We start from the raw sequence: 25,978 nt of genomic DNA on the forward strand, positions 1-25,978 counted from the left end.
CAAGAAGTCCGTCGAGGACCAGGCTCGCGAACGCAATCCGGACGAAGCATTTCAACCGTGGCGCGTTCCCGCGCCGCGCCGGTGAGGATTTTGCCGATTGGCAGCCGGATACAGATAAATGAGAGAGGACTGATCATGCTGATCTCGCAGATTCTCGACGACGCCGAGACGATCCGTGTCGTTGCCCGCAGCGGCGGCAAAACCCGGATCATCAACGGGGCGCGAAGCGTCTATTCGCTGGCGATGGAGGCCGCCCGTACGGGTGTGGGCCTCGCCGCCCTGATCGAACGCAAGGGGCTCGGCGAGACGATCGATCTCGACGCCGCCTATAAAAGGGGGCGCCTGCTGTCTCCGATCAATCACCCCGACCCGGCGCATCTGCACCTGACCGGCACGGGGCTGACGCATCTCGGCTCGGCGGCAACGCGCGATTCCATGCACAAGAAGCTCAGCACCGACGGCGAGGAGCAGCTCACCGATTCCATGAAGATGTTCCGCATGGGACTGGAAGGCGGCAAACCCGCGAAAGGCCAGGTCGGCGTGCAGCCGGAATGGTTCTACAAGGGCAACGGCACCATGGCGGTCGCGCCGGGCGCGGCGCTCATGTCGCCGGCCTTTGCCAAGGATGCCGGCGAGGAACCCGAAGTCGCCGGGATCTATGTGATCGGCGACGACGGCGCCCCGTTCCGCGTCGGCTTCACCCTGTCGAACGAATTCTCCGACCATGTGACCGAGCGCGTGAACTATCTCTTCCTCGCCCACTCCAAGCTGCGCAATGCCTCGTTCGGGCCGGAGATCCTGATCGGAGACCTGCCTTCGGACATCAGAGGCACGTCGCGCATCGTGCGCGACGGCAAGACATTGTGGGAAAAGCCCTTCCTGTCGGGTGAAACGAACATGTCGCACACCATCGCCAATCTCGAACACCACCACTTCAAATATTCGGCCTTCCGCCAGCCGGGCGACGTGCATGTGCACATGTTCGGCACCGCCACGCTTTCCTTCGCCGACGGCATCAATACGGAGGCCGGCGACGTGTTCGAGATCGAGGCAGGGGATTTCGGACTGCCGCTGCGCAACCCGCTGGAAATCGAAAAGCCGGTGAAGGTGGCGGTGAAGGCGCTTTGAAAGCCATGAGCGCGGGATCTCCCTCTCGTGGGGAGATCGGCGGCTTCGACCTTACCGCACCGGGCGGAAATGCTTTGAGAGCTTGAGGCCTTGCGCCTGGTAGTTGGAGCCGAGATCGGTGCCGTAAAGCGCCTGCGGCCGCTTCAGCATGTGCTCGTAGACCAGCCGGCCGACGATCTGGCCATGGTCGAGGATGAACGGCACTTCGTGGCTGCGCACTTCGAGCACCGCCCGGCTGCCGGTGCCGCCGGACGCGGAATGGCCGAACCCCGGATCGAAAAAGCCGGCATAGTGGACACGGAACTCGCCGACCAGCGGGTCGAAGGGCGTCATCTCGGCGGCATAGAGCGGCGGCACATGCACCGCCTCCTGGCTGACGAGGATGTAGAACTCGTCGGGATCGAGCACCAGTTCGCCGGCTCCGCTCTTGTGGATCGGCTCCCAGAAGTCGACGACATCCTGCGCGGCACGCTTGTCGACATCGACGAGGCCGGTGTGGTGCTTGCCGCGATAGCCGACCAGCCCATCCTTGTCGCCGTTGAGGTCGATCGAAAGCGCGATGCCGCCACCGGAAATGTTGGGCGGGTCAGTGGCGACCAGCATTTCGGCGTTGTGCAACTCGTGCAACTCGGCTTCCGAAAGCAATGCGTTGCCGGTGCGAAAGCGGATCTGCGACAGGCGCGACCCGGTGCGCGCAATGATCGGGAAGGTGCGCGGGCTAACCTCGAGGTAGAGCGGACCGTGATAGCCGGCGGCGATCTTGTCGAACTCGTGGCCGCGGTCGGTCATCACGCGGGTGAAGATGTCGAGCCGCCCGGTCGAGCTCTTCGGATTGGCCGAGGCCGAAATGTCAGCCGGCAGCGCCAGACTTTCGAGTAGCGGCACGATATAGACGCAGCCGGTTTCGAGAACCGCGCCTTCGGTCAGATTGATCTCGTGGAGTTGCAGCCGATCGAGCTTTTCCGAAACCTTGTGGTTGGGACCGGGCAGGAACGAGGCGCGCACTCGCCAGGCCTTTTCACCCAATCTGAGATCAAGGCTGGCGGGCTGGATCTGGTCGGCATCCAGGGCGCGCGGCGACTTCAGCGCGCCGGACTGGAACAGCGCCGAAATGTCCTGATCGGGAAGAATGCCTGTCTGCCGCAAAGTCTGGCTCCGCCCCCAAGACTGGTCCCTTTGTTGCAGGTTCTTGCCGCAAAACCGCTGGGCACTTTCGCGGAACCTGCCTTGGTACAAACCTCTTAATGAAGCCGGCAATTGACGCAAGCGTGGCGCGGGTCTAAAGGGTCGTTATCCCGTGGTGATTTGGCCGGTCGGCTTGCAGCCACGTTAAACAAGTCGCTAAAGGACCGTCGGGCCGCAAGGCCGTATGGACCGGTTGCGACTTTTCGCGGCCGGTTTTTTTGTGTTTGGACAGGACGATGACGAGCAAGACGCGCAACTGGAAGCCTCAAACCGCACTCGTGCATGGCGGAACCCTGCGTTCCCAATTCGGCGAAACCGCCGAGGCGATGTATCTGACCCAGGGCTATGTCTACAAGACCGCCCAGGCGGCGGAAGCCCGGTTCAAGGGCGAAGAGCCAGGCTTCATCTATTCGCGCTACGCGAACCCGACCGTCGACATGTTTGAAAAGCGCATGTGCGCGCTGGAAGGCGCCGAGGACGCGCGCGCCACGGCATCGGGCATGGCGGCGGTGACGGCGGCCCTTCTGTGCAGCGTCAAGGCCGGCGACCATATCGTGGCGGCGCGCGCGCTGTTCGGCTCCTGCCGCTGGGTGGTCGAGACACTGGCGCCGCGCTACGGCATCGAGGCGACTTTGGTCGACGGTACCGATATCGCCAATTGGGAAAAGGCGGTCAGGCCGAACACCAAGCTGTTCTTCCTGGAAAGCCCCACCAACCCGACGCTGGAAGTGGTCGACATCGCGGCCGTCGCTTCGCTTGCCAATTCGATCGGCGGGCGGCTTGTCGTCGACAATGTCTTCGCCACGCCCCTGCAGCAGAAGCCGTTGCAGCTTGGCGCGCACATTGTCGTCTACTCGGCCACCAAGCACATTGACGGCCAGGGCCGCTGTCTCGGCGGCGTCATCCTGTCGGACAAGAAGTGGATCGACGAGAACCTGCACGACTATTTCCGCCACACCGGCCCGAGCCTGTCGCCCTTCAATGCCTGGACCTTGCTGAAGGGCCTGGAGACCTTGCCGCTGCGCGTGCGCCAGCAGACGGAAAGCGCCGGCAGGATCGCCGATTTCCTGGCCGAGCAGCCGCAGATCGCGCGTGTGATCTATCCCGGCCGCGCCGACCACCCGCAGGCCGAAATCGTCAAGAAGCAGATGTTGGGCGGCTCGACCCTGATCTGCCTCGACGTCAAGGGCGGCAAGCCGGCGGCCTTCGCCCTGCAGAACGCCCTCGACATCGTGCTGATCTCGAACAATCTCGGCGATGCCAAGAGCCTGATCACCCATCCGGCGACGACCACGCACAAGAACCTGAGCGACGAGGCCCGCGCCGAACTCGGCATCGGACCCGGTACGCTCAGGCTGTCGGTCGGCCTGGAGGATACCGACGACCTGCTGGAGGATATCGCGCAGGCGCTGAAGACGGCCAAGTAGCTGCTCAGCAGCAGGCAGCGGGGCGGAGAGTTACAAACCCACCGCCTTGCGCAGCGCTTCATTCATGCGTGTCTGCCAGCCATCGCCATCGGCCTTGAAACGGTCGAGAACATCGGCGTCGAGCCGCAACTGTATGGCACGCTTGGGCCGCGCCAGCGGCGGCCTGCCGGCCTTGCGGCGCGAGACGACATCGGTCGGCTGCGCATCCGGATCGGCTTGGGCCGCAACGCTGATCGCAGCGTTTTCCTCGTTGGTCATCGCGGCAAGCGCCTTGCGTGCGAGCGACAAAGCCTCTGCACGTGACTGTTTTGGCGGAGCACCCTCACGGCGCACAACTGTCTTAGAGGTTTTCGACATAGTCCATAATTTCTTGCCTTGTGGCCTTGCGTAACGAAACAACGCGGACGGCATCGCCTCGCTCGACATAAACCATCACATAAACGCCAGCCTCGATCAGACCGATGGCAACAAGACGGTCCTCACCAAAGTCCTCACTGTCATCAAGCCTGACAGGGGCATTGGCAAAATCAAAGGACGGGGCGATCACAAAGTCCACGCCATGTTTGGCCCGGTTTGTCCTTGCCTTGGTTTCATCCCACTCGAACAGCATTCGCCGACGGTGCGTCCCGTAAATTGCGTATACACAAAAATAGCGTGCGAGTCAATAATTCTGTATATACGATAATTACAGCTGAAAACAGACGGAACTTCCGCGCCTTCAGGCGCGCGACGGCGTCTCCTCCAGTTCGGCTGTCTTGGTGCGGATGGTCATCGCGTTGCCGCGCCAGTCGACGGCGCCGCCAAGCCAGCCGCGCGTCCACATCGCCGGCAGGATCAGGTCGCGAACCATCATGGCCGCGACCATGCGCGACGACACGTACCAGCCTTTGGACAAGGCCAGGGCGTATTCCGGAAGATAGAAGGCCGCCAACACGGCGACCGCCGTCAGTGGCAGGCTGAAGCCGGCGCTCGCCGCCGCAACCAGAGCAAGCACCAGCGGCACCGCCGCTCCAGTCAGGATTTCGGGCGCGAAGAACAGCGGGAAGGTGACGCGGCGCAGGCGCGCCCAGCGGGCCTGGCGCGACCAGATCTCGCCAAGCGTGCGCCGACCAAGCGGCTGCTCGAAGGGTGCCGCCACGAGATTGACGCGCAGGCCGAGGCCGTTCACCAGCTTGGTCGCGGCGGCGTCCTCGGCGATCTCGGCGGCCAGCGCGCGAATGCCGCCATTGGCATCCAGCATCGGCTTGTTCCAAAGCATGCTCTTGCCCTGGGCGAACCCAAGGCCGAGCGCCTCGCCGGCATACTGCCAGCGGGCCTGCAGCGTGTTGAGGAAGGCGCATTCGACCTCGGCCCAGAAACCTTCGGGGCGCGAACCGATCGGCGTCGAGCAGACAAGGCCGGTATCGGACCGCCATGCCGCCATCAGGTGCTCGACATAGTCCCTCGGCATCAAGACGTTGGAATCGGCAAGAATGACCCAGTCGTGGCGCGCCGCTTCCCAGCCCTTGACGCAATTGTTGAGCTTCGGATTGGCGCTGACACGGTCGTCGCCGATCAACAACCGGGCTGGCACCTTGGGAAACCGGGCAATCGCCCTGTTTATCAGTTGGACCACCGGATCGTCGGCATGGGCGACGCAGAAGATCAGTTCGTAGCGTGGCCAGTCGAGCGCGAAGGCGCGTTCCAGCGTCTCATGCGTGAACGGCTCGACGCCACGCGACGGGACGATGACCGAGACCGGCGGCGACTTGCCGGCCGGCGGGGCGATCGTGGAGCGCCGTTTCAGCTGTGAAGCGGCGAGCGCAATGCTGGCGGCGTTGGACAGGATGAGTGCGGTCGAAAGCGAGGCGGCTATGAAGGTGAGTTCCATCGAGATCTGGTCACTCCGGAAAGGCGGCCCGCACCGTGGCCGTTTTTCAACAGTTCGACAGAGCGCCGAGTCGCCCGGTTCGTGCACACCACCATTGTCGTGTGTCACTTAAATGACATTCTTTGCCGGCACCTGCGTTCAAGGTCAGGCGCGACAAGACGCGCATGTTGACCCGCTCGCCGCGAGCGTCGAAAGTCATCGGATTGTTTTGGAGCCGCTCATGTACCGCGCCGTGACGCGCAACATCGAAGTGCAGGTCAGGCCGTTCTATCTCGAGGACCGTTCGGACCCCTCGGAAAACCGCTATGTCTGGGGCTATCAGATAACGATCGACAACCAGTCCGACGAGTTCGTGCAGTTGTTGTCGCGCTATTGGCACATCACCGACGGCACCGGCCGGGTCGAGGAAGTGCGCGGCCCGGGCGTCGTCGGCGACCAGCCGGAACTCAATCCCGGCGACAGCTATCAATATACGTCCGGCTGCCCGCTCTCGACGCCGTCCGGGATCATGGTCGGGCGATACACGATGCGCAACAAGCGCGGCGAGACCTTCGACATCGCCATCCCCGCGTTTTCGCTCGATCTGCCAGGGACTAGGCGGACGGTGAATTAGGCTTCTTTCTCCCCGTTCACGGGGAGAAATGCCCGGCAGGGCAATGAGGGGCGGCGCCGGCCTTTGAGATTTTCGTCAAGGCAGACGGCAGCGTCGCCCACGGCGGGCGCTACCATCACCAACGCTGGCGCTGCCCCTCATCCGCCCTTCGGGCACCTTCTCCCCGTAAACGGGGAGAAGGAAAGGCTTCACTGCGCGGCAAATTCCGCCGGATCGAAGTCGTACTGCGTCGAGCAGAACTCGCAGGCGACATGGATGCCGCCATCCTGGGTGCTTTCCCTGATTTCCTCGGCGGAGAAGCCCTCGAGAATGCCACGGATCTTGTCCCTGGAGCATGAGCACTGGTCCGCCACCGGCACACCGCCGAAGACGCGCACGCCGTGCTCGTGGAACAAGCGGTAGAGCAGCCGTTCGGCGCCCACGGTCGGGTCGATCAGCTCAGTCGGTTCGATGGTGCCGAGCAGCGCCAGCAACTCTTGCCAGGAATTGTCGGCCGGATCGTGCGCCACGTCGCGCGGATCGCCGTCGCCACCCGAAATATCGGGCACGCGCATGCGCTCCGGCGACTGCGGCAGGAACTGCGCCAGGATGCCGCCCGCCCGCCACTGTTCACGCGCGCCACCAGGGGCGGGCGTCAGCAGCTTTGCAACCGACAGCCTGATATCGGTCGGGATCTGTTCCGACTGGCGGAAATAGGTGCGCGCGGCATCTTCCAGCGTCTCGCCGTCGAGCTGCACGATCCCTTGATAGCGCTGTGTATGAGCGCCCTGGTCGATGGTCAGCGCCAGCACGCCGCTGCCAAGCAGCGTCTGCTGGGACGTTTCGCCGGCCGCCACCAGCGCCTCGAGCCGGTCGGCGTCGAAACGCGCATAGGCGCGCAACGCCGAGGGCGTGGAAAAGTCCGCCACCAGCATGTCGACAGGCCCGTCGGTGCGGGTCTGCAGGATGAACTTGCCTTCGAATTTGAGCGAGGTGCCGAGCAGCACCGTCAGCACACAGGCTTCCGCCAGCAGGCGGGCAACCGGCTCGGGATAGTCGTGGCGGCCAAGGATGGCGTCGAGCATCGGCCCGAGTTGGACCGTGCGGCCACGCACGTCGAGCGGGCCGACCTCGAAGGGAACGACGTGATCGTCGCCGGCATAGCCGAACTCGCCGAGTTTGGGGTGATGTTCAGTCACTTGATGGGTTTCCAACATGACAAAGCTCCAGGGCGCGACCATGCGGCCCTGGTGGGCACATGCGTCCAAACGCGCTTGATTTGCGTGATGCGGCGCAGATAGGCATCGCGCCGCCGCAGATCAAGCGCCTGGGCATTTCAAGCGCCCCAGCTCTTCAGGCAGCGAGGCACTTCAAGCACCGAGGCACCAGGCAAGCACCGCCTTCTGGGCGTGGAGCCGGTTCTCGGCCTCATCGAAGACCACCGAATGCGGACCGTCGATGACCTCGTCGGTCACCTCCTCGCCGCGATGGGCCGGCAGGCAGTGCATGAACAGCGCGTCGGGCTTGGCCCTGGCCATCAGCGCCGCGTTGACCTGATAGGGCGAGAAGACATTGTGACCGCGGGCGCGGTGTTCCTGGCCCATCGACACCCAGCAGTCGGTGACGACGCAGTCGGCCTGGTCGACGGCTTCCTCGGGCGAGCGGGTGAAATGCAGCTTGCCGCCATGTGCCCTGGACCAGTCGACATGCTTCTGCGCCGGTTCGCTGCCTTCGGGCACGGCGACGTTGAGATTGAAGCGGAAGCGCGCCGACGCCTCGAGCAGCGAGTGCAGCACGTTGTTGCCGTCGCCTGTCCAGGCGATGGTCTTGCCGGCAACCGGACCACGATGCTCCTCGAAGGTCATGATGTCGGCCATCAGCTGGCAAGGGTGGGTATCGTCGGTCAGGCCGTTGATCACCGGCACGGTGGCGTTCTCGGTCAGCTCCAGCAGCCGCTCATGCGAGGTGGTGCGGATCATGATCGCATCGACGTAACGCGACAGCACCTTGGCGGTGTCGGCGATGGTCTCGGAGCGGCCGAGCTGCATCTCGGTGCCGGTCAACATGATGGTCTCGCCGCCAAGCTGGCGCATGCCGACGTCGAAGGAGACGCGCGTGCGCGTCGACGGTTTGTCGAAGATCATGGCCAGCACCTTGCCTTCGAGCGGCTTGGTCCGCTCGCCGGCCTTGAGACGCGCCTTTCGCGTCACCGCGTCATCCAGCATGAAGCGCAAATCGCCTTCGGAAACGGTGGAAAGATCGGTGAAATGGCGAACTGACATCAGGGATGGTTCCGGATTACTTCGCGGCGGCGGAGGCGATCGCCTCCGACAGGCCCTTGGCGCCGGCGCGGATGCGGTTGAGCGCTTCGTGAATCTCGGCATCGGTGACGGTGAGCGGCGGCAGCAGGCGAATGACGTTGTCGCCGGCCGGAACCGCCAGCAAATGCTGGTCGCGCAGCGCCAGGTTCACCTTGCCATTGGGCATCGCGCATTTGAGGCCGAGCATCAGCCCGCTGCCCCTGATGTCCTCGATGACTTCGGGGAATTCGTCGGCAACCGCAGCCAGGCCCTGCTTCATGAGCAGCGCCTTGCGCTGGACGTCCTCGAGGAAACCGTCTTCCAGCACCACGTCGAGCACGGCGTTGCCCACGGCCATGGCCAGCGGATTGCCGCCGAACGTGGTGCCGTGCACGCCGGCGGTCATGCCGACGGCCGCCTCGTCGGTGGCAAGGCAGGCGCCCATCGGGAAGCCGCCGCCAATGCCCTTGGCGATTGCCATGATGTCGGGCGTCACACCAGACCATTCATGCGCGAACAGCTTGCCGGTACGGCCAATGCCGCACTGGACCTCATCGTAGATCAGGAGCAGCCCGTGCTGCTCGCAGAGCTGCCGCAGGCGCTTCAACGACTGCGTCGGAACCGGGCGGATGCCGCCCTCGCCCTGCACCGGCTCGATCAGGATCGCGGCGGTCTCGGGCGTGATCGCCTTTTCAGCTGCGTCGATGTCGTCGAAGCCGACCTGGTCGAAGCCTTCGACCTTGGGTCCGAAGCCTTCGAGATATTTGTACTGGCCGCCCGCGGCGATGGTCGCCAGCGTGCGGCCATGGAAGGCGCCTTCGAAGGTGATGATGCGGAAGCGCTCTGGATGTCCCTTGACGAAGTGGTAGCGCCGCGCCGTCTTGATCGCGCATTCCAGTGCCTCGGCGCCGGAATTGGTGAAGAACACCTTGTCGGCGAAGGTGGCATCAGCCAGCCGCTCGCCAAGCCGGCTCTGCCCCGGGATCTCATAGAGATTGGAGACGTGCCAGAGTTTCGCCGCCTGTTCGGTGAGGGCCGCGACCAGATGCGGATGGCTGTGACCCAGCGAATTGACAGCGATGCCGCCGGCAAAATCGAGATATCGCTCGCCCTTGTCGGTAACCAGCCAGGTGCCTTCCCCTCGGTCGAAGACCAGGGGTGCGCGAGCAAAGGTCTCGTAAAGCGCCGAACCGCTCATTATATGCGTCTCCGGTACCGGAAAATCAAAAAAGCCGCCAAAGCGGCGGCCTTCTGCGGCTTATCGTGTTTTTCGGTCATGAAGTCAACGAAAACGTCGCGTAGTGGCGCGCGGCAAGCCCCCCGACGCAACGCCGGCTCATGAGCGACCGGGCAAGTTGGGGAAAACCGAAAAAACCGATTCGTGTTGCACTTGGGACTCTTGTCACCGAGTCAGCGCATAGAGTAGTTGTAGTCGAGAAATAACTAGATTTCGTGCGGCGGACCTAATCACCAGATATATGTGGTGTCTGCCCCAGCAGTGGTGCTGGGTCGGGAATGGATTCTGATTGCCGCACGCTGATGAGGAGCGCGGTCATGAACTGGACTGACGAGCGGGTAGAACTCTTGAGAAAATTGTGGTCGGAGGGTCTGAGCGCAAGCCAGATTGCCGCACAGCTTGGCGGGGTCAGCCGCAACGCGGTCATCGGCAAGGTGCACCGGCTGAAGCTGTCGGGCCGCGGTCGTGCGACGGCGACGCCGGCACGCCAGAAGAAGGCGTCGCAGGGCTCGACAGTCCAGAAGTCGGTGGCACGCGCCGCGACCACGGCACGTCATGTCACGACTTCGATCGGCGCGACGGCCCTTCAAACGCAGTTCGACGCCGAACCCGTGGCAAGGCACTACATCCGCCCGGTCGAGAACGTCGTGGTACCGATCTCACGGCATCTGCAGCTCGTCGAACTGACCGAGCGCACCTGCAAGTGGCCAAACGGCGATCCGCTTTCGGAAGACTTCAATTTCTGCGGCAACGAGGCCGCCGAGACAGGTCCCTACTGCAAATACCATGCCCGCGTGGCGTTCCAGCCCGCGGCTGAACGGCGGCGGAACAGATAAGCGGAGTGAGTAGTGACCCCTACCAACCACTACTGACTACTGACTATCCACTTCTTCACAGCCACCCATTCTTCCTGAATCGCCAGTACAGGAACGAACAGATCAGCGCGATCATGGTCAGCACCATCGGGTAGCCATATTCCATCTTCAATTCGGGCATGTCGGTGAAGTTCATGCCGTAGATGCCGGCGAATGCGGTCGGCACCGCCAGGATGGCCGCCCACGAGGCGAGTTTCTTGGAGATCGCCGTTTCCTGGCTCTGGCCGACAAGGAGACTGGCCTCGAAGGCGAAGGCCAGCACCTCGCGCAGACTGTCGATTTTCTCCTGGACGGTGCGGATGTGATCCGTCACGTCGCGGAACAGCGGATGCATGGCCGAATGGATCTGCGGCAGCTCGGCGCTGGTCAGCCGGCGACAGACTTCCACCAGGGGCAATGCCGCGTTGCGCAGGCGCAGGAGGTCGCGGCGCAGCATGTAGAGGCGTTCAATATCGGGGCCGGTCATCGGCTTCAGCAGGACCTTATCCTCGATCGCCTCGACCTCGTCCTCGATCTGCTCGAGCACGGGCATGTAGTTGTCGACGATGAAGTCGAGAATGGCATAGAGGACGAAGTCCTCGCCTTTGGCCAGCGAGTGCGGACAGCTTTCCCAGTGCTGGCGCACGGCGGCATAGGACGTCGAGGGGCCGTGCCTGACGCTGACGATATAGCCTGAGCCGACAAATAGATGCGTCTCGCCGAAGGTGACGCGCCCGTCGATCAACTGCGCGGTGCGGGCGACGATGAACAGCGCATCTCCATATTGCTCGATCTTTGGCCGCTGGTGCGGGTGCTCGGCGTCCTCGATCGCCAGCTCATGCAAATGAAACTGCGCCTTGACGCGCAGCAGAAGGTCGCGGTCGGGTTCAAGCAGCCCGATCCAGACGACGTGCCCCGATTTCTTGGCCCATTCGCCCGCTTCCTCGATCGGAATATCGGCGATGCGGTGCCCGGCGGTATAAACGCCGCAGGCGATGATGGCCGATGTGGGCGGCGCGGGCTTGAATTCCCGGACATATTCCATCGCAGCCTCCCGGAAGCGCTGCCTTCCCCCAGGGGGAACCAACAGGCTTCTCTCAGGGATAGTTTAGCGCAATATGATCAAGCGTTCGAGAGGACCCGCGTTCACTTCACCGGCAGCGCCGCCGGAAGACCGATCTTGTCGGTCTTGTCGCTCTTCGGCCGCTCGGCCGGCATCTGGTCGCCGGTGACGATGTAATAGATGGTCTCGGCGATGTTGGTGGCGTGATCCCCGATACGCTCGATGTTCTTGGCGCAGAAAAGCAGATGCGTGCAGGGGGTGATGTTGCGCGGATCTTCCATCATGTAGGTCAGCAATTCGCGAAACAGCGACGTGTACATGGCATCGATCTGGTCGTCTCGGTCGCGCACGAAGCCGATCTTGTCGACCGAACGCGACGCATAGACGTCGAGAACTTCCTTCAGCTGGGTCAGCGCCAGGTTGGCCAGGGCCTCCAGGCCACGGAAAAGGCTGGTCGGCTGACGGCCGTCGATGACGGCGACGACCCGCTTGGCGACGTTCTTGCCGAGGTCGCCGACCCGCTCGAGGTCGGCCGAAATGCGGATGGCGCCGACGATCTCGCGCAGGTCCGTCGCCATCGGCTGGCGCTTGGCGATGATGATGATCGCCTTGTCGTCGATCTCGCGCTGCCCCTCGTCCAGAACGACGTCATCGCGAATGACCTTCTGGGCCAGCCCTGGATCGGCATTGACCAAGGCGGCGACCGCCTGCTCGACCATGCGCTCGGCATGCCCTCCCATCGCTGCGATGCGCTTGGAGAGATATTTCAGTTCCTCGTCAAAGGCGCTCATGATGTGCACGGACTGCATGGACGAAATGCCTTCCCACGGGGGTGTCTGATTTTGAGTCGTTTCCTCGAATCCCCGCTGATACGCTAGCCGGATGACAGAAAAAAGAAACGGTGCCGTGGATAACTAGGGCACTATCAGTGCGCCGGCAAATGGACCGAGAAGGCGGCGCCCTTGCCGACCTCGGACCTGATCGTCAGCCTAGCGTTGTGGCGCGTCAGGATGTGCTTGACGATCGACAGGCCAAGCCCCGTGCCTTTCTGGGTCCGGCTGGTCTCGACATCGATACGATAAAAGCGCTCGGTGATGCGCGGGATATGTTCCTCGGGGATGCCGGGGCCAAAATCCCTGATCGTGACGTCGATGCCTGGCTCGGAGACGTCATCGCCGCGCGCGATCGACACCACGACGCGACCGCCCGACTGGCCGTATTTGCAGGCATTCTCCAGGAGGTTCTCGAAGACCTGGAACAGCTCGTCGCGATCGCCCGGCACATCGAGCGGCCCGTTGGCGAAATCGCGCTCGATGGCGACATTGTTTTCCCGGGCGAGCGGTCCGAGCGAGTCGATGACGCTGTCGACGGTCTGGCGCAGGTCGACCTCGGTTCCGGGCTTCAGATAGGGCTTCATCTCCAGCCGCGACAGCGACAGCAGGTCGTCGATCAGGCGCGCCATGCGGCCGGTCTGGTTCTGCATGATCTGGAGGAACTGCTCGCGCGCCGCCGGATCGTTGCGGGCCGGTCCGCGCAGCGTTTCGATGAAGCCCGCGATCGAAGCCAGCGGGGTGCGCAACTCGTGGCTGGCATTGGCGATGAAGTCGGCGCGCATGCGGTCTATGCGCCGCGTCTCGCTCTGGTCCTTGAAGACCAGCACATAGAGGTCGGTGCCATGCCCGACCGAGGACGCGCTGACCCGGTAGGCCCGTTCGACGGGCAGTTTCTCGGTGTAGTCAACGACATCCGAGGCGACGCTGCCCGACAGCACGCTGTCCAGCAGCGTCTGCATTTCCGGCGCCCGGAATTTCAGCGGCAGCGATATGCCGGGCGCGATGCCGCCAAAGGCGGCAAAGGCGGCGGCGTTGGCGTGGACGATGGTGGCGGCCTGGTCGAAGATGATGAGCGGGTCGGCGACGGCGGCCGCCAGATATTCGCCCGACAGACGCTGCAGGCCCATCGCCTCGATTGCACTGGCGCTCTCGCCGGAATGGCGTGCGCCGTTCACCGGCAATATTGCCGCCGCCAGCAGCAGGAGCAGCGCCGGTATCAGCACATAGGCGGAAATAGCCGCGAAGCCATAGGCGATCAGAACCGCCAAGACACCCGCCGCAAGCAGCCAGCGGCTGCTCCACAGCCGGGCGGCCATGGCTTGCCCCGTGCCTTTCTGCTCCGCGCCCAGGTCAGTCATTCGCGCGCCCACGCCTAACTTCCACCGGTCACACGGCGGCGGAAACTTCCGCTGGACCGCTCCGGAGGCTCCCAATAGCATGAGTCCGGATGCTGGAAAGGGTTCGTCTGCATGAAAAAAGCCAAGGAAAACTCCGTCACGCCGACTTCAGGTCCGCTGAAAATCAGGATCGGCGGCAAGGAACGAGAGTTCGATATCGAGAATCCGGAGCTTCCGGACTGGGTCGAGGAGAACAAGCTGACCGCGGGCGGCTACCCCTACGACAAGAAGATGAAGGGCGAGGAGTATGACGAGACGCTCGAGAAATTGCAGATCGAGCTGGTCAAGGCACAGGCATGGCTGCAGGCGACCGGCAAGCGGGTGATGGCGCTGTTCGAGGGCCGTGACGCCGCCGGCAAGGGCGGCACGATCTTCGTGCTGCGCCAGTATCTCAACCCGCGCACCGCGCGTAACGTCGCGCTGACCAAGCCTACGCCGACGGAGCTGGGACAATGGTACTACCAGCGCTATGTCGACCATTTCCCGACAGCGGGCGAATTCGTCACCTTCGACCGCTCCTGGTACAACCGCGCCGGCGTCGAGCCGGTGATGGGATTCTGCACCCCCGAACAGCACGAGAAGTTTCTCGACGAGACGCCGCATTTCGAACGAATGGTCGTCAACGACGGCATCCATTTCTTCAAATTCTGGCTGAACATCGGCCAGGAGACGCAGCTCGAGCGCTTTCACGATCGCCGCTACAGCCCCCTGAAGAGCTGGAAGTTCTCGCCGATCGACATTGCCGGCATCACCAAGTGGGACGATTACACCAAGGCGCGCGATACCATGTTCGAGCGCACCCACAAGGAGTTCGCGCCATGGATCATCGTGCGCGCCAACGACAAGCGCCGCGCGCGGCTGGCGGTGATGCGGCGCATCCTCCTGTCGCTGCCCTATGAGGGACGCGATCTCGATGTTGTCGGCAAGGAAGACAAGAAGATCATCGGCGAAGGGCCGTCATTCCTGGGCAAGCAGGACTGAGGTTGTTGGCGCCGCGCGGCCAGAAGGCAGCGCGGCGCGGTTGATGGACTTCCTCTTCGTCGGCTCAGGCAGCCAGGCGTGCAATCCGCTGCAGCCGCCTCAGCGTGGTGTCGTCCTGCAGCGCCTGCTGGAACAGCGATATCTCCTGGTCGATGCGGTCGCATAGCGCGGCGGTGTTGCCCTTGAGCAGGCCGCGCGTCTGCAGCAATGCCGCAACCGGCTTCTTGGCGAGTTGCCTGGCCCGGCCGAGCGTCGCCTCCTCGACGCCGTCGTGCACGATCTCGGCGACGAGGCCGAGCGCCCTGGCATCCTCGGCGTGAAGCGTGTCGCCGAGGCAGAAGAAGCGGAAGGCACCGGCATAGCCGAGCTTCTGCGGCGCCAGGATGCTGGTCGCCGCGTCCGGCACCAGGCCGAAATCGACGAACGGCACCCTGAACGTGCTTTTGCCCGAGGCGATCACCATGTCGCAATGGAACAGGATGGTGCACCCGACGCCGACGGCATCACCGTCCACGCAGGCCAGGATCGGCTTGGGAAACGTCGCCAGCGTGCGGAACATGTCGGTGACGGCGGCAATCAGCTTCTGATGCTTGGTGGCGTCCACGAATTCGGAAAAGTCGCCGCCGAGACAGAAGCAGCCCGCCAGGCCACGCAGCACGACGACGCGCACCTCGTCATTGTCGGCGGCTTCGTGGAACGTCCTGGCAAGGCTCTCATAGGCCCTCCTGTCGAGCACCGGCCGGCCGTCGCTCGATGAGACGGTGACGATCAGCGCGTGGTTGCGCAGTTCAGGCCGCGGATGCATGGCGGTTTCCGGTCTCATGAGGCTCTCCTTTGACCGAACATGTCGGGATATCCCCTGGCCAGGACGGGTGCATGGTGATTGCGCCGTGATCGCACCACGTCCAGCGTGTGCTCGTTGAAGGTGAGCAGCGTCGCCACGACCTGCTGGTTGCCATAGGTGCGCTGATAGCCGAGCGGCGTCGCCAGGAAGTGCAGTTGCAATGCGCGCAGCACCCACATCGGCTCGAACTCGATGATCACCTTGTCGACGCCGCGCTTCAGGCCCCACTCGACGAAACCGGCTATCAATTCCGTGCCGACGGTCGAGACGCCGCGCCGGCCATCGCGAAAGCCCGGCGCCACCGCATAGCGGGTCAACTCCCAGATGTGGGGACCCGCCGGCGGCGTTCCTTCGGAAAGGTCGGTCAGCACCTCGGTCAAGAGATGCGGCCGTGTGGTCGGCAACATCCTCTGATAGCCCGCGACTTCATTGCCCCTGATGACGATCTGATGCACCGCCTCGTCATGGTCGAACTGGTCGACCTCGAATCCGTCGGGGCGGCGCAGGTCCTCCCATCCCATTTCCTCGACGAATATCTGATAGCGCAGCCGATGGACGGCCTCCCAGAGATCGGGACGTTCCATCAATTCCTTGGTCGAAAGACAAAAAAGCATTCCGTAGTCTCCTGTGTTTCAGGGGAAGATACGGCCGTGCTTCGCTGCGAAAATTGCGTGATCACGTAGGCAAGAAATTCTAGGCCGGCACGGCCGACCTAGCTAATGTATCCGCGCCTGATCGCCTCGGCGACTGCCTGCACCCGGTTGACGGCACCGAGTTTGCTTTTGGCGTTAAGAAGATGTTTCTCCGACGTGTGTTCGGAGATGCCGAGGATTTGCGAAATCTCCCATTCGGATTTGCCGACGGCGGCCCATTGCAGGCACTCGCGTTCGCGCGGCGTCAATTCGATATGGTCGATGATCTTGCCGGCCATGGTGTGGAGCTGCATGGCGCGGCCGACAGCGTAGGTCGAGACCAGCGAGACAAGGCCGAACTCGGCCCCCGACAGTTCCACGGCCTCGCCCCCCAGGGACACCATGACGATCTCGCCGTCGAGCGTGATCAGCGGGAAGGCGAGCCCGTCACGCAGTTTGAAGGCGCCGGCGTCGCCCATCACCTCGCCACTGCTCTTGTCGATGCGAATGCCCTGGGCGGCTTCCCGCCACTGGAACGGCGCCTGCAGCTGTTTCATGTGACTGACGACGGGATCGTGATCGACATAGTTGCGCGTCACATAGCGCTCGAGCCATTCGACCGGCCAGTCGCAAAGCAGCACATGCTGCTTTTGCTGCCCCGTCGGCGTGCCCGGCTTCGGGACGGTTCCGGCCATCAGCGCGGTCAGGCCGAATTCCGATGTTACGCCCAACAGTTTCTCGCAGACCGCGGCCGCCGTCGCGGCATGCTGCAGCTGGTCGATGTATTCCAGCGTCCGATCGAACTGACTCATCGCAACATCAACCCCATGTTGCCGTATGCATTAAAGTCCATGGTCCGCGCCTTGCCGGCACTTTGCCACCGACCACGGATTGCAAAGCGCCCGCTTCCGGTTGTGGTTCTCGACCCTGGTACCCCACCAGGGCAGCCACCGCTGTTTGCAACCCCCCAAACCATATCCTGAAATCGACGCGTTGAAATCAAAAAGCATTGTGCCTGTACCATTTTCGTATCAGAACCGGCACGAGCACGGTGCGGCGGAGTTCTATCGTGGCGTTCCAATGGAGGTCTCAGGTCCTGACAGCTGTGCTCGTCGTGGCACTGTCATGGGTTGCGGGCGCGCGCGCGGCGGAGCCGCAGGTGCCGGTGCTATGGGACGCCAAGGAGCGGCTGCCCAAGCCGGACCTTTCGGCACTGCCGCGGCTGCGGTTCCTGACGACAACGGATTTTCCGCCCTTCAATTTCCTCGACGGCGCGGGAAAGCTGTCCGGTTTCCACATCGATCTGGCGCGCGCTATCTGCGTGGAACTCGGCATCGTCGACAAGTGCCAGATCCAGGCTCTGCCCTGGGCGGAGCTCGAAGGCGCGCTCGACAAGGGCGAAGGCGAAGCTGTCATCGCCGGCATCGCCGCAACGCCGCAATCGCGCCAGACATACACCTTCTCGCGCTCCTACCTGCAGTTTCCGGCGCGCTTCATCATGCCCAAGAGCAAGGCGCTGGCGGAACCGATCTTCGACAAATTGCACGGCAAGCGCGTCGGCGTGATAGCGGGCTCGGCGCATGAACGCATGCTGCGCGACTATTTCAGCACGGTCCAGGTCGTCCCCTTCGACGGACCGGAAGCGCTCTACGGCGATCTCAAGGCCGGCAAGATCGACGCGGCCTTTGGCGATGGCATGCGCTTCGCCTTCTGGCTCGGCGGCTCCGATGCGGCCGGCTGCTGCCGGTTTGCCGGCGGCCCCTATTTGGCGCCCGAATATCTGGGCACCGGCATGGCCATCGCCACGCGGGGGGACAATCCGGCCCTGGCCGCGGCCCTCGACTACGCCTTGCAGGAGATTTCGATGAAGGGCACCTTCGCCGAATTCTATCTGCGCTACTTTCCGGTCAGTTTTTTCTGATCCGGGCGTAACGCCCGCCTTCAGGTGAGCGTGCGCAGCCGCGCCTTGGCCGCACGGCCGATGGCCGCCACGGTCAGCGTGTCGAGATCGAGCTGCCGGCGGATCAGCTGCAGCACCCGCACCTCTTCCATCCGCATCTCCAGATCGACAGCGGCGACCTCGAAGGCGGCCGCATAGGCGGTGTCGTGCAACCGCTCCGGCAGCGCTTCGGCGACCTGGGCCAGGACACCTTCCAGCCCATCCTTCTCATGCAGCATCTTCTGGCAGGCCTGGGCCACGGCAACCAGCCGGTCCTGCTTGAAATCTTCGAACACCGGCCATGAGCGGACGACGTCGCCGATCCTGGCCAGTTCGACATCGGTCATGTCCCGGTCGGAGGCGGAGGCGATGACCATCAGGTAGATGAGGGCGTCATGCGGGGTCGGCGACGGCATTCTTTACTCCTTCAACAGGGCTCGAAGGTAGGAAGGGGAGCCAAGGGCCGCAAGGAAAAAGCGCCCCACGCGTTGACGCTCCGGCCATGCGCGCCTAGAGACCGGTTGAAAATCGACACTTGCAGCCCGAGCGGCGAATAATTTTGGAAAACAGGACCATGGCGGGATCAAACATCATCGATCTCAATCCCGAACTGCTGGCGGCGGCGGCCGAGAGCAAGGCGTGGCCGTTCGAGGAAGCCAAAAAGATCATCGAGCGCTACAAGGGCGCCGACTTTCCCGAAACGATCCTGTTCGAGACCGGCTATGGACCGTCGGGCCTGCCGCATATCGGCACGTTCGGCGAGGTGGCGCGCACCTCGATGGTGCGCCATGCGTTCCGCGTGCTGACGCAGGACAAGGTCGCGACCAAGCTGCTGTGCTTTTCCGACGACATGGACGGCATGCGCAAGATACCCGACAGCGTGCCGGATCGCGCAGCGCTCGAGCCGTATCTGCACAAGCCGCTGTCATCGGTGCCCAACCCCTTCGGCGGCGATTATGCGAGCTTCGCCGACCATAACAATGCGATGCTGTGCCGCTTCCTCGACACGTTCGGCTTCGACTACGAATTCGCCAGCGCGACGCAATATTACAAGTCGGGCCGCTTCGACGCGATGCTGTTGCGCGCCGCCGAGCGCTACGACCAGATCATGGCGGTGATGCTGCCGACGCTCGGGCCGGAGCGGCAGGCGACCTACAGCCCCTTCCTGCCGATTTCACCGAAGAGCGGGCGCGTGCTTTACGTTCCCATGAAGCATGTCGACGCCAAGGCCGGCACCATCACTTTCGACGATGAAGACACCGAAACCACGCTGCCGGTCACCGGCGGCAAGGTGAAGCTGCAATGGAAGCCGGATTTCGGCATGCGCTGGGCGGCACTCGGCGTCGACTTCGAAATGTTCGGCAAGGACCACCAGACCAATGCCGTGGTCTATGACCGCATCTGCAACATTCTGGGCGGGCGGGCGCCGGAGCATTTCGTCTACGAGTTGTTCCTCGACGAGAATGGCCAGAAGATCTCGAAGTCGAAGGGCAATGGTCTGACCATCGACGAATGGCTGACCTATGCGCCGACGGAGAGCCTCGGGCTCTACATGTACCAGCGGCCAAGGCAGGCCAAGAAGCTCTATTTCGACGTCATCCCGCGGGCGGTCGACGAATATTACACGTTCCTCGCGGCCTACCCCCGCCAGGAGTGGAAGGAGCGGCTGGGCAACCCGGTCTGGCATATGCATGACGGCAATCCGCCCGCCATTGACATGCCGGTGCCGTTCTCGCTGCTGCTCAACCTGGTCAGCGCCTCCAATGCGCAGAACAAGGATGTGCTGTGGGGCTTCATCTCGCGCCATGTGCAAGGCGTGACGCCGGCCACCCATCCCGAACTCGACCGGCTGACGGGCTATGCGATCCGCTATTTCGACGATTTCGTGAAGCCGACGAAAACCTTCCGCCCGGCCGACGAAGTCGAACGCGAAGCGCTGGTGGCTCTCGAAAAGGCACTCGGCGAATTGCCGGCGGGCGCCACCGGCGAGGCGATCCAGAACGCCTCGCTCAACGTGGCGCGCAAGATCGAACGCTACCAGGATCATTCCAAGCAGAGCCCGGAAGGCGGCCCGGGCGTTTCAGGCGCCTTCTTCCAGATGATCTATCAAGTGCTGATCGGCCAGGAACGCGGCCCACGCTTCGGGTCCTTCGCCGCGCTCTACGGTGTCGGCGAGACCCGCTCTCTCATTCAGAAGGCGTTGGCTGGTCAGCTGGCTTGAGGGCGCCGCCCTCCTCTTTCAGGATCGAGCCCTCCTCCAGGATCGAGCCGGGCGCCTGAGGCGCCGGGGCGGTGGCGGCCGGCGCCGCCGAGATGCCGGCGAGGTTCGGCGCCGATCCGAAAATGCCTTTCCTGGCAGTTCGTGCCTTGTCGCCGGCCTCGACATAGGGTCCGCCCTTGGCGGCACGCGCCCAGCCGTTTTCGACCAGCCATTGCCCGACATCCTGCTTGCCGATCCGGCACTCCGCCGCTATCCGGTCGCGGCCGCCTTCGGGCGGCACCGTGCAGACCACCGCGCGGCCGCGCAGGAAGGCGCGGAATGCCGTGCGTGCACGGACCCCGCACGGCCAGGATTTGCCATCGGCGGTGCAAGTCTCGTCCTGGCTGACGACATCGATGCCGGAAACCGCGACCGAATAGCCTTTCGCCTCGATCAGCCCGGCGGCGGATGCAACCGGCTGGAACAGCTTCGTGCCGTTCCAGTCGTCTGGCATCTTCGGCTTGGGCGGCACGGCTAGCGCCAGCTTGCTCAACGGCGCGCGCGGCTCGACCCGCTCGAGCTCCTCGGTGGGCAATTCCGGCGGCGCGACGACATCCGGATCGATCGCCCGCGAATGCGCCGCCGGCTTTGGCGGTTGCGAAGCAGGTATGGCGGAGGTGGCGGGTTCCTCGGGCGCCGTCCCGGTGTCAGCCTGCGGGATCGTATCGGCGCCGGGGTCGATCTGATCCACCACGACAGTGCTTTCGCTGCCTTTCAGCGTGCGTCCGCCGGCAACGACCAGCGCCGCCATCGCCGGGACCATCAGAACCGCCAGGACCAGATGAGGAAGTCGCACCCGTTACACCTATTGGCTTGCCCAGACGATCCGCGCCACCCACTCGACCTCGCGCATGGCGATGTCGCGGTCCGGATGCTCCGGATTGAGCGAGACCAGCGCGATCGACTTGACGGTCTGGCGTTCGAGCACCTTGGCCATCACCTCGCCCGATGTGGTCTTGACGACGACGCGATCGCCCTTGCGGGTGACGGCGCCCGGTTCGACGATGAGGACGTCGCCGTTGCGGTAGAGCGGCAGCATGGAATCGCCCTGCACCTGCAGCGCATAAGAACTTTCGGTCGATTGCGCGGGCAATTCGACGAGATCCCAGCCCTGTCCCGCCGGAAAGCCGGCATCATCGAAGAAGCCGCCCGCGCCTGCCTGGGCAAAGCCCAGCAACGGCACGGCGCGCCTGTGCGACGTCGCGACGACGACTTCGCCCCGCCCCTCGATCAGCCCGGTGAATTCATCCAGCGAGGCGCCCGTGGCCTCGATGATCTTGGCCAGCGATTCGGTCGACGGCCAGCGCGGTCGGCCGTCGGAAGACAGGCGTTTCGATTTGTTGAAGGCGGTTGAATCGAGCCCCGCGCGCCTTGCCAGACCCGACGCCGAAAGCGAATAGCGCTCGGCAAGAGCATCGATGGCAGCCCAGACGCGGTCGTGCGAGAGCATGAGGTGCTCTCCTTCGAAACAGGAAAAAATGCCTCTTCCTTCTAGTCTTCGAACGCCGGCTTGTCCACTGGCCGCGCTCCCGTGGCGCACATTCTTGTCCACCGGGGAAGGCCGATTGTCGGGATCAATCGCCCGCCTTGGCCAGGCCGCGCAAACCCTGGCGCGAGGTCATGAAAATCCGTTCAGCCTCTGTCGGCGGTCGCGGGGTCACCGCGCGACCTAGGGCTGCGACCACCTCGTCAATGTCGAGGAAGCGGCGCGCCTTGCGGTCGTAGACGCCGGCGGTCGTCAGGATCAGCGCGCCGTCTCGCCATTGTCGAGGACGAAGCGGTGCTTGCCGATGACCTGGGGACCCGCCCAGGTCTCTATCGACGACACCACTTCGAAGCGGCGCCACGGCCGGATCTCGCGGGCGTAGACGGCCTGCAGCCCGCCCATCATCGGCGCCCAGCCATTCTTCCTCGCCAGCGTGATCAGGCCGGCGCGGACGAACAGGTCGATGCGCCTACAGCGCCCAGACATACATGACGCTATGTCAGGCTGCCTGCTTCACATCGCGCTTGGCATAGGGATCGAAGCGTTCGTAGAAGGTCTCGCCTTTCTCGGCCATGTCGAGGAGCAGCTTGGGCGCCTTGAACTCGGCGCCATACTTCTTCTGCAGGCCCTTGGCGATCTTGACGAAGCGCTTGGCACCGATGCCGTCGATGTAGGAGAGCGCGCCCCCCGTGTAGGGCGCGAAGCCGAAGGCCAGGATCGAGCCGACATCGGCCTCGCGCGGATCGGTGACGATGCCCTCTTCCATCACCCGCGCCGCCTCCAGCGCGATGGTGACCAGCAGGCGCTGTTGCAGTTCCTCATAGTCGACCTTTTCGGGCTCGAGCTGCGGATAAAGGTCCTTCAACCCCGGCCACAGCTTCTTCTTGGCGGGCTTGGCCGGGTAGTCGTAAAAGCCCTTGCCGTTCTTGCGGCCGAAGCGGCCATGGTCGTCGACCATGGTGTTGATCAGCGCCATCTGCCTGGGGTCGACGGCCTTGTCGCCGAGATCCCTGATGGTCTGCTTCATGATCTTCTGGGCAAGGTCGATGGCCGTCTCGTCGGTCAGCGCCAGCGGGCCGACCGGCATGCCGGCGGCCTTGGCGGCATTCTCGATCATCGGCGCGGGCACGCCCTCGATCAGCATCTTGTAGGCTTCCGACATGTAGCGCAGCACGCAGCGGTTGACGTAGAAACCGCGTGTGTCGTTGACGACGATCGGCGTCTTCTTGATGGCGCGGACGAAATCGATCGCGGTGGCGAGCGCCTTGTCGCCGGTCTTCTTGCCCAGGATGATCTCGACCAGCATCATCTTGTCGACCGGCGAGAAGAAGTGGATGCCGATGAAATTCTTCGGCCGCGCCGAATTCTTGGCAAGGCCCGTGATCGGGATGGTCGAGGTGTTGGAGGCAAAGATCGCCGACGACTTCAGCACCGCTTCAGCCTGTTCGGTGGCGGCCTTCTTGACGCCTGAATCCTCGAACACGGCCTCGACGACGAGATCGCAGCCGGCGAGGTCGGCATAGTCCGCGGTCGGCGTGATCAGCGACAGCAGCTTGTCTTTCTCCTCGGGCTTGGCTCGGCCCTTCTTGACCTGATCGGAGACCAGGCTGTCGGAATGCGCCTTGCCCTTCTGCGCCGACTCCAGGTCGCGGTCGAGCAGCACCACCGGAATGCCGGCCTTGGCGGTGACATAGGCGATGCCGGCGCCCATGAAGCCGGCGCCGAGGATGCCGATCTTCTTGAACTTGGTGTCCGGCACGCCGGCCGGGCGGCGCGCGCCCTTGTTCAGCTCCTGCAGCGACACGAACAGCGAGCGAATCATCGCCGCCGCTTCCTTCGACTGCATGATCTCGGTGAAATAGCGCTGCTCGATCCTGAGCGCAGTATCGAAGGGTACCAGCAGGCCCTCATAGACGCATTTCAGGATCGCGGCGGCGGCCGGATAATTGCCATGGGTCTCGCGGCGCAGGATGGCGATGGCCGGCGGCCACAGATTGGCGCCGGCCGCCGAATAGACCGGGCCGCCGGGCAGCTTGAAACCCTTTTCGTCCCATGGCTGAACGGCTTTCAGACCGTTCTTGATCATGGCCTTTGCCGTCTCGACCAGCTTGGCTGGTTCAGCGATCTCGTGGATAAGGCCCATGGCCTTCGCCTTCTGCGGCGACAGGTTCTGGCCCGAGGTCAGCATCTGCAGCGCCTGTTGCTGATCGGTCAGCCGTGGCACGCGCTGCGTGCCGCCGGCGCCGGGGAAGATGCCGACCTTGACTTCCGGCAAGGCCATCTTGACCTTGTCTGAATCGGCCGCGACGCGCCCATGGCAGGCGAGCGACAATTCGAAGGCGCCGCCCATGCAGGTGCCGTTGATTGCCGAAACCCACGGCTTGCCGGATGTTTCGAGCTTGCGCCACAGGCCGCCCATGCGGCCGGCATTGTCGAACAGCAGCTTTGCCGCCTTCTCCGGATCCCTGGCTTTTTCCGTGGCAAACACCGTCAGCATCTTCTGCAGCATGGTGAGATCGGCGCCGCCGGAGAAGCTGTCCTTGCCCGAGGTGATTACAGCGCCCTTGATGCCGGCGTCGGCCACGACCTGGTCGATGATCTTGTCGAGCTCGTTCATCACCTCTTCGGTGAAGACGTTCATCGAGCGGTCGGGCATGTTCCAGGTGACCAGTGCGATGCCATCGGCGTCGGTGTCGAGGGTGAAATTGGTGTAGCTCATGATTTTTCTCCCCGTCAGACGCGTTCGATGATCGTTGCTGTGCCCATGCCGGCGCCGATGCACAGCGTCACCAGCGCGGTGTTCAAGTCGCGGCGCTCGAGTTCGTCCAGCACGGTGCCGAAGATCATCGCGCCGGTGGCGCCGAGCGGATGGCCCATGGCGATGGCGCCGCCATTGACGTTGATCTTGTCGTGCGGGATCTCGAAGGCCTGCATGTAACGCAGAACCACCGAGGCGAAGGCCTCGTTGAGCTCGAACAGGTCGATATCCGACAGCTTCATCTTGGCGCGCTTCAACAGCTTCTCGGTGACGTCGACCGGACCGGTCAGCATCAGCACCGGTTCGGAGCCGATATTGGCGAAGGTGCGGATGCGGGCGCGCGGCTTGAGGCCCATCGCCTTGCCGGCCTTCTTGGAGCCGAGCAGCACGGCAGCCGCGCCATCGACGATGCCGGATGAATTGCCGGCGTGGTGGACGTGGTTCACCTCTTCGACTTCCGGATGCTTCTGCACCGCGACCGCGTCGAAGCCGCCCATTTCGCCCGGCATGACGAAGGACGGGTTGAGCGAGGCCAGCGACTGCATGTCGGTCGACGGCCGCATGTGTTCGTCATGGTCGAGAATGGTCAGGCCGTTCTGATCCTTGATCGGAATGACCGAGTTCTTGAAGCGGCCGTCGGCCCAGGATTTCGCGGCGCGCTTCTGGCTCTCGACGGCATAGGCGTCGACATCGTCGCGCGAAAAACCGTATTTGGTGGCGATCAGGTCGGCCGAAATGCCTTGCGGGACGAACCAGCCGGGCAGGCCGACCGAAGGATCCATGAACCAGGCACCGCCCGAGGCGCCCATGCCGACGCGCGACATCGATTCGACGCCGCCGGCAATGACGATTTCATCGGCGCCCTGGGCGATCTTGGCGGCGCCGAAATTGATAGCGTCCAACCCGGAAGCGCAAAAGCGCGAGATCTGCATGCCCGGCGCCTTTGTGTCGTAGCCGGCCTCGAAGGCGGCGGCGCGCGGAATGACCGAGCCCGCCTCGCCGACCGGGTCGACGCAGCCGAAGATGATGTCGTCGACCGTGCCGGTGTCGAGCCCATTGCGGTCGCGCAGCGCTTCCAGCGTCCTGGCGGCGAGCCGCACTGCCGGCACTTCGTGCAACGATCCGTCCTTCTTGCCCTTGCCGCGCGGCGTGCGCACGGCGTCATAGACATAAGCATCAGTCATTTTCATGC

The 25,978-nt window shown here is 63.7% G+C and carries 25 protein-coding genes, 1 pseudogene and 1 riboswitch; of the genes and pseudogenes, 7 read left to right on the top strand and 19 right to left on the bottom strand.

Features of this window, described 5'->3' with window-relative positions:
• Nucleotides 1–135 precede the first annotated feature (135 nt).
• A complete protein-coding gene (gene araD1 / locus LB564_RS06740) occupies nucleotides 136–1,128 on the top strand; it encodes an AraD1 family protein (protein ID WP_140706113.1) in 993 nt (330 codons plus the stop codon).
• 51 nt (nucleotides 1,129–1,179) lie between these two features.
• Here araD1 and LB564_RS06745 read toward each other — a convergent pair whose 3' ends face one another.
• The gene (locus LB564_RS06745; protein WP_224536054.1) at nucleotides 1,180–2,274 is read right to left on the bottom strand and encodes a 2'-deoxycytidine 5'-triphosphate deaminase; all 1,095 of its coding nucleotides are present in this window, start codon (nucleotides 2,272–2,274) and stop codon (nucleotides 1,180–1,182) included.
• A gap of 141 nt (nucleotides 2,275–2,415) precedes the next feature.
• Nucleotides 2,416–2,493, top strand: a riboswitch (SAM riboswitch).
• Between the two features lie 56 nt (nucleotides 2,494–2,549).
• On the opposite strand from LB564_RS06745, the gene LB564_RS06750 reads away from it, so the two are divergent.
• The gene (locus LB564_RS06750; protein ID WP_224536056.1) at nucleotides 2,550–3,740 is read left to right on the top strand and encodes an O-succinylhomoserine sulfhydrylase; all 1,191 of its coding nucleotides are present in this window, start codon (nucleotides 2,550–2,552) and stop codon (nucleotides 3,738–3,740) included.
• Nucleotides 3,741–3,770: 30 nt separating this feature from the next.
• Here the strand turns inward: LB564_RS06750 and LB564_RS06755 are convergent, their stop codons facing one another.
• The 3 genes from LB564_RS06755 to LB564_RS06765 all read right to left on the bottom strand — a co-directional run bounded on the left by LB564_RS06755 (nucleotide 3,771) and on the right by LB564_RS06765 (nucleotide 5,610).
• Complete coding sequence (locus LB564_RS06755) at nucleotides 3,771–4,028, bottom strand: BrnA antitoxin family protein (RefSeq protein WP_224536058.1); 258 nt, start codon at nucleotides 4,026–4,028, stop codon at nucleotides 3,771–3,773.
• Between the two features lie 52 nt (nucleotides 4,029–4,080).
• The gene (locus LB564_RS06760; RefSeq protein ID WP_224536061.1) at nucleotides 4,081–4,350 is read right to left on the bottom strand and encodes a BrnT family toxin; all 270 of its coding nucleotides are present in this window, start codon (nucleotides 4,348–4,350) and stop codon (nucleotides 4,081–4,083) included.
• Nucleotides 4,351–4,458: 108 nt separating this feature from the next.
• Nucleotides 4,459–5,610, bottom strand: coding sequence for a ceramide glucosyltransferase (locus LB564_RS06765; RefSeq protein ID WP_224536063.1), 1,152 nt, complete (start codon nucleotides 5,608–5,610; stop codon nucleotides 4,459–4,461).
• A 220-nt stretch (nucleotides 5,611–5,830) separates the two neighbouring features.
• Between LB564_RS06765 and apaG the strand changes: the two genes are divergently transcribed.
• Complete coding sequence (gene apaG, locus LB564_RS06770; RefSeq protein ID WP_140706123.1) at nucleotides 5,831–6,223, top strand: Co2+/Mg2+ efflux protein ApaG; 393 nt, start codon at nucleotides 5,831–5,833, stop codon at nucleotides 6,221–6,223.
• A gap of 188 nt (nucleotides 6,224–6,411) precedes the next feature.
• Here apaG and LB564_RS06775 read toward each other — a convergent pair whose 3' ends face one another.
• The 3 genes from LB564_RS06775 to LB564_RS06785 all read right to left on the bottom strand — a co-directional run bounded on the left by LB564_RS06775 (nucleotide 6,412) and on the right by LB564_RS06785 (nucleotide 9,700).
• A complete protein-coding gene (locus LB564_RS06775) occupies nucleotides 6,412–7,443 on the bottom strand; it encodes an Hsp33 family molecular chaperone (RefSeq protein WP_224536065.1) in 1,032 nt (343 codons plus the stop codon).
• 129 nt (nucleotides 7,444–7,572) lie between these two features.
• Entirely contained in the window at nucleotides 7,573–8,484 is a 912-nt protein-coding gene (gene argF, locus LB564_RS06780) for an ornithine carbamoyltransferase (protein WP_224536066.1), read from the bottom strand.
• A 16-nt stretch (nucleotides 8,485–8,500) separates the two neighbouring features.
• Nucleotides 8,501–9,700, bottom strand: a complete 1,200-nt coding sequence (locus LB564_RS06785; RefSeq protein ID WP_140706128.1) for an aspartate aminotransferase family protein — start codon at nucleotides 9,698–9,700, stop codon at nucleotides 8,501–8,503.
• 356 nt (nucleotides 9,701–10,056) lie between these two features.
• Here LB564_RS06785 and LB564_RS06790 point away from each other — a divergent pair, with 356 nt between their 5' ends.
• Nucleotides 10,057–10,575, top strand: coding sequence for a GcrA family cell cycle regulator (locus tag LB564_RS06790; protein WP_127275610.1), 519 nt, complete (start codon nucleotides 10,057–10,059; stop codon nucleotides 10,573–10,575).
• A gap of 55 nt (nucleotides 10,576–10,630) precedes the next feature.
• Here LB564_RS06790 and LB564_RS06795 read toward each other — a convergent pair whose 3' ends face one another.
• From LB564_RS06795 to LB564_RS06805, 3 genes are all read right to left on the bottom strand, one after another.
• The gene (locus tag LB564_RS06795; protein ID WP_224536068.1) at nucleotides 10,631–11,638 is read right to left on the bottom strand and encodes a magnesium and cobalt transport protein CorA; all 1,008 of its coding nucleotides are present in this window, start codon (nucleotides 11,636–11,638) and stop codon (nucleotides 10,631–10,633) included.
• A gap of 101 nt (nucleotides 11,639–11,739) precedes the next feature.
• Entirely contained in the window at nucleotides 11,740–12,465 is a 726-nt protein-coding gene (phoU, locus tag LB564_RS06800; protein WP_140706132.1) for a phosphate signaling complex protein PhoU, read from the bottom strand.
• Between the two features lie 116 nt (nucleotides 12,466–12,581).
• The gene (locus tag LB564_RS06805; RefSeq protein ID WP_224536070.1) at nucleotides 12,582–13,847 is read right to left on the bottom strand and encodes an ATP-binding protein; all 1,266 of its coding nucleotides are present in this window, start codon (nucleotides 13,845–13,847) and stop codon (nucleotides 12,582–12,584) included.
• Between the two features lie 111 nt (nucleotides 13,848–13,958).
• On the opposite strand from LB564_RS06805, the gene ppk2 reads away from it, so the two are divergent.
• Nucleotides 13,959–14,867 (top strand): polyphosphate kinase 2, encoded by a 909-nt coding sequence (gene ppk2 / locus LB564_RS06810; protein WP_224536072.1) that lies wholly within the window; start codon nucleotides 13,959–13,961, stop codon nucleotides 14,865–14,867.
• A 64-nt stretch (nucleotides 14,868–14,931) separates the two neighbouring features.
• Here ppk2 and LB564_RS06815 read toward each other — a convergent pair whose 3' ends face one another.
• The 3 genes from LB564_RS06815 to LB564_RS06825 all read right to left on the bottom strand — a co-directional run bounded on the left by LB564_RS06815 (nucleotide 14,932) and on the right by LB564_RS06825 (nucleotide 17,155).
• Nucleotides 14,932–15,690, bottom strand: a complete 759-nt coding sequence (locus LB564_RS06815; RefSeq protein WP_224536074.1) for an enoyl-CoA hydratase-related protein — start codon at nucleotides 15,688–15,690, stop codon at nucleotides 14,932–14,934.
• Nucleotides 15,687–16,325 carry an acyl-homoserine-lactone synthase gene (locus tag LB564_RS06820; protein WP_224536076.1) on the bottom strand — a complete coding sequence of 213 codons (639 nt, stop codon included), beginning with the start codon at nucleotides 16,323–16,325 and terminating at the stop codon, nucleotides 15,687–15,689. The genes LB564_RS06815 and LB564_RS06820 overlap by 4 nt, the downstream gene beginning before the upstream one ends.
• Nucleotides 16,326–16,423: 98 nt before the next feature.
• Nucleotides 16,424–17,155, bottom strand: a complete 732-nt coding sequence (locus LB564_RS06825) for a helix-turn-helix transcriptional regulator (protein WP_224536078.1) — start codon at nucleotides 17,153–17,155, stop codon at nucleotides 16,424–16,426.
• A gap of 257 nt (nucleotides 17,156–17,412) precedes the next feature.
• On the opposite strand from LB564_RS06825, the gene LB564_RS06830 reads away from it, so the two are divergent.
• Nucleotides 17,413–18,264, top strand: a complete 852-nt coding sequence (locus LB564_RS06830; protein WP_224536080.1) for a transporter substrate-binding domain-containing protein — start codon at nucleotides 17,413–17,415, stop codon at nucleotides 18,262–18,264.
• A gap of 20 nt (nucleotides 18,265–18,284) precedes the next feature.
• Here the strand turns inward: LB564_RS06830 and LB564_RS06835 are convergent, their stop codons facing one another.
• Nucleotides 18,285–18,698, bottom strand: a complete 414-nt coding sequence (locus tag LB564_RS06835; RefSeq protein WP_224536082.1) for a tellurite resistance TerB family protein — start codon at nucleotides 18,696–18,698, stop codon at nucleotides 18,285–18,287.
• A 158-nt stretch (nucleotides 18,699–18,856) separates the two neighbouring features.
• Here LB564_RS06835 and LB564_RS06840 point away from each other — a divergent pair, with 158 nt between their 5' ends.
• On the top strand, nucleotides 18,857–20,503 hold the full coding sequence (locus tag LB564_RS06840) for a lysine--tRNA ligase (protein WP_224536084.1): 1,647 nt from the start codon (nucleotides 18,857–18,859) through the stop codon (nucleotides 20,501–20,503).
• Here the strand turns inward: LB564_RS06840 and LB564_RS06845 are convergent.
• The 5 genes and pseudogenes from LB564_RS06845 to LB564_RS06865 all read right to left on the bottom strand — a co-directional run bounded on the left by LB564_RS06845 (nucleotide 20,469) and on the right by LB564_RS06865 (nucleotide 25,970).
• Nucleotides 20,469–21,338 (bottom strand): thermonuclease family protein, encoded by an 870-nt coding sequence (locus LB564_RS06845; protein WP_411910161.1) that lies wholly within the window; start codon nucleotides 21,336–21,338, stop codon nucleotides 20,469–20,471. The two genes, LB564_RS06840 and LB564_RS06845, sit on opposite strands and share 35 nt — an antisense overlap.
• Nucleotides 21,339–21,347: 9 nt before the next feature.
• On the bottom strand, nucleotides 21,348–21,992 hold the full coding sequence (locus tag LB564_RS06850; protein WP_224536086.1) for a helix-turn-helix transcriptional regulator: 645 nt from the start codon (nucleotides 21,990–21,992) through the stop codon (nucleotides 21,348–21,350).
• A gap of 124 nt (nucleotides 21,993–22,116) precedes the next feature.
• Nucleotides 22,117–22,496, bottom strand: a pseudogene (locus tag LB564_RS06855) (thioesterase family protein); the annotation flags it as partial.
• 31 nt (nucleotides 22,497–22,527) lie between these two features.
• Nucleotides 22,528–24,747, bottom strand: coding sequence for a 3-hydroxyacyl-CoA dehydrogenase NAD-binding domain-containing protein (locus LB564_RS06860; RefSeq protein ID WP_224536088.1), 2,220 nt, complete (start codon nucleotides 24,745–24,747; stop codon nucleotides 22,528–22,530).
• Between the two features lie 14 nt (nucleotides 24,748–24,761).
• A complete protein-coding gene (locus LB564_RS06865; protein WP_224536089.1) occupies nucleotides 24,762–25,970 on the bottom strand; it encodes an acetyl-CoA C-acetyltransferase in 1,209 nt (402 codons plus the stop codon).
• Nucleotides 25,971–25,978 lie beyond the last annotated feature (8 nt).

Source organism: Mesorhizobium sp. ES1-6 (genome assembly GCF_020164775.1).
GTDB lineage: Bacteria > Pseudomonadota > Alphaproteobacteria > Rhizobiales > Rhizobiaceae > Mesorhizobium.